This is a genomic window from Streptacidiphilus monticola (assembly GCF_042658505.1).
Lineage (GTDB): Bacteria > Actinomycetota > Actinomycetes > Streptomycetales > Streptomycetaceae > Streptacidiphilus > Streptacidiphilus monticola.
Window position 1 is genome coordinate 1 of the sequence record NZ_JBHSQJ010000237.1, and the last position, 2,426, is coordinate 2,426.

Here is a 2,426-nt window from a genome sequence, read left to right on the forward strand (position 1 = left end):
GTCCGCACCTGCTCGGGCGCGTCGGCGGCGGCGAGTCCGTGGGCAGCGACGGGCCCCAGCGCGTCGCGCAGGCGCTCGGCCGCGCCGTGACGGTCCCGCCACCAGCCGTCCGGGACCGAGCCCACGACATTGGCGGCGTCCACGACCAGGAGCGGCAGGGCAGGGTCCGATTCCATGGACCGAAGCCTGCCACAGCCCCGGCTCAGAGCAGGGACAGCTGCTCCGGCTCCGGCTCGGGTTCCACCGCGGTCTCCGGCGGAGCCGGGTCCGCCCCGCGTCGCGTCGGGCCGCCGAGGCCGTAGGCGGAGGCCAACTCCCGGACCTGGCGCACGATCCGGCGCTGGTACCAGTCGGGCGCGTAGGAACCGTCCCGGTAGAGGCGCCGGTACGGCGCCACCAGCTCCGGGTGACGACGCGTCAGCCAGGCGTGGTACCACTCGCGGGCCCCGGGGCGGAGGTGGAGCACGATGGGGGTCACCGACACCGCGCCCGCCGCCGCGACGGCGCGCACGGTCGACTCCAACTGCTCGGGCGCGTCCGAGAGATAGGGCAGGATCGGCGCCATCAGCACATTGCAGGGGATGCCGGCGTCGTTGAGCGCCCGGCAGGCGTCCAGCCGCGCCCGGGGCGCGGGCGTCCCCGGCTCCACGTCACGCCAGAGCCCCTCGTCGGTGAAGCCGACCGACACCGCCGCGCTCACCTGCGTCACCTCGGCGGCCTGGACCAGCAGGGGCAGGTCGCGCAGGATCAGCGTTCCCTTGGTGAGGATGGAGAACGGGTTCGCCCGGTCGCGCAGCGCGGTGATGATGCCGGGCATCAGCCGGTACCGCCCCTCCGCCCGCTGGTAGGGATCGACGTTGGTGCCCATGGCGACGTGCTCCCCCTGCCAGCGGGGCGCGGCGAGTTCCCGGCGCAGCAGCTCGGGCGCGTTGACCTTGACGATGATCTGGGTGTCGAAGTCGCGCCCGGTATCGAGGTCGAGGTAGCTGTGCGTGTTGCGGGCGAAGCAGTAGACGCAGGCGTGGCTGCAGCCCCGGTACGGGTTGACCGTCCACGAGAACGCCATCCGCGAGCCCGCGGGGACGCGGTTGAGCACGGAGCGGGCGCGGACCTCGTGGAAGGTGATGCCACGGAACTCCGGCGTGTCGAAGGTCCGCGAGACCACGTCCGCCCCGAAGAGCGCGGCGGTGGCGCCGCTTCCCTGGTCGGCGCTCAGGTTCTGCCAGCGCATGGGTTCCTCCTGGTCCGGGACGTTCCTGAGCCCAGAGTAGAACATATGCGCGAATACGGAAGGGTGGGCTGCCTGGGACGTGGGATAGCTTTCCGGGCGAACCGCCGCCCCACTCTCCGAGCGAAGGAGTCCCCCCGATGACCAGCTCCGGCTATGACGCCGGTACCGCAGCCGCCTACCGTGAGGCCCGCGAGATCCCCCGGGAGGGACTGCCTGCCTGGCGGCAGGCGATCGCGGAGGAGGCGGGACTCGCCCCCGGGATGACGGTGCTGGACGTGGGCGCCGGGACGGGGGCTTTCGCCACGGCCTTCCACGACTGGTTCGGCGTCCGGGTCGTGGCCGTCGAACCGGCCGTCGCCATGCGGGAGTTGATCCCCGCCCACCCGGCGGTGGAGGTACGCGAGGGCCGCGCGGAGGCACTGCCCGTCGCCGACGCCAGCGCCGACGCGGCGTGGCTGGGCTCCGTCGTCCACCACCTCGACGACCTGGCCGCCGCCGCCCGCGAGTTGCGGCGCGCGCTGCGGCCGGGCGCCCCTGTGCTGATCCGCAACAGCTTTCCGGGGCGGAGCGAGCGGGACCTGCGGATCCGGTTCTTCCCGGAGACGGCGGAGAGCGTGGCCGGCTACCCGACGGTGGACGAGGTGACCACCGCCTTCGCCACCGCCGGCTTCCGCCGGACGGCGCTCCGCGCCCTCCCCCAGCAGTCCGCTCCCACTCTGGCCGACTTCGCCCGCCGCCTGCGGCGCGAGGCCGACACCAAGCTCCGTGCCCTGGACGACGCCGCGTACGCCCGCGGCCTCGCCCGCCTCCACGCCGCGGCGTCGGCGTCGCCTGAAGAGCCGGCCACGAGTTGGATGGACCTGCTGGTGCTGCGCTGACGCCCTGTCATGTGCCCCGGCGCCGGCGGTACGTGGCTCCCGGACCGGCTGACCCGGCCCGCCTGACGCCCGACCGGCGCGCGCCCGCGGGCCCGGGGGCCCGGGGGCCCGCAGTCCCGGTAGACGCGGGGCCTTCGGCTCACGGCGACCCCAGGCGACACCGGCCACAGACCCATCAGGCCCAGGCCCGCCGGACGCGGAGCGCGGGACGCACGGCCCTCAGCCCAGGGCCCGCCCGGGCCACGGAACGCGGGGCACGGGGCCCAGGGCGGCGGGCACGGGGCGGCAGGCCCGGGGCGCGGGGGCCGGGGCGCCGG

The 2,426-nt window shown here is 75.2% G+C and carries 2 protein-coding genes and 1 pseudogene; 1 reads left to right on the forward strand and 2 read right to left on the reverse strand.

Features of this window, described 5'->3' with window-relative positions; all coding sequences use genetic code 11:
• Window positions 1–176: pseudogene (locus ACFP3V_RS31590) on the reverse strand (NTP pyrophosphohydrolase); the annotation flags it as partial.
• A 26-nt stretch (window positions 177–202) separates the two neighbouring features.
• On the reverse strand, window positions 203–1,231 hold the full coding sequence (locus ACFP3V_RS31595; protein ID WP_380591204.1) for an Rv2578c family radical SAM protein: 1,029 nt from the start codon (window positions 1,229–1,231) through the stop codon (window positions 203–205).
• A gap of 137 nt (window positions 1,232–1,368) precedes the next feature.
• Here ACFP3V_RS31595 and ACFP3V_RS31600 point away from each other — a divergent pair, with 137 nt between their 5' ends.
• Entirely contained in the window at window positions 1,369–2,109 is a 741-nt protein-coding gene (locus tag ACFP3V_RS31600; RefSeq protein WP_380591207.1) for a class I SAM-dependent methyltransferase, read from the forward strand.
• The last annotated feature ends 317 nt before the right edge of the window (window positions 2,110–2,426 follow it).

Bases quoted from the DNA above. Each gene is read 5' to 3' on its own strand.
- ACFP3V_RS31595 (WP_380591204.1), bottom strand. From the start codon at position 1,231: ATGCGCTGGCAGAACCTGAGCGCCGACCAGGGAAGCGGCGCCACCGCC.
- ACFP3V_RS31600 (WP_380591207.1), top strand. From the start codon at position 1,369: ATGACCAGCTCCGGCTATGACGCCGGTACCGCAGCCGCCTACCGTGAG.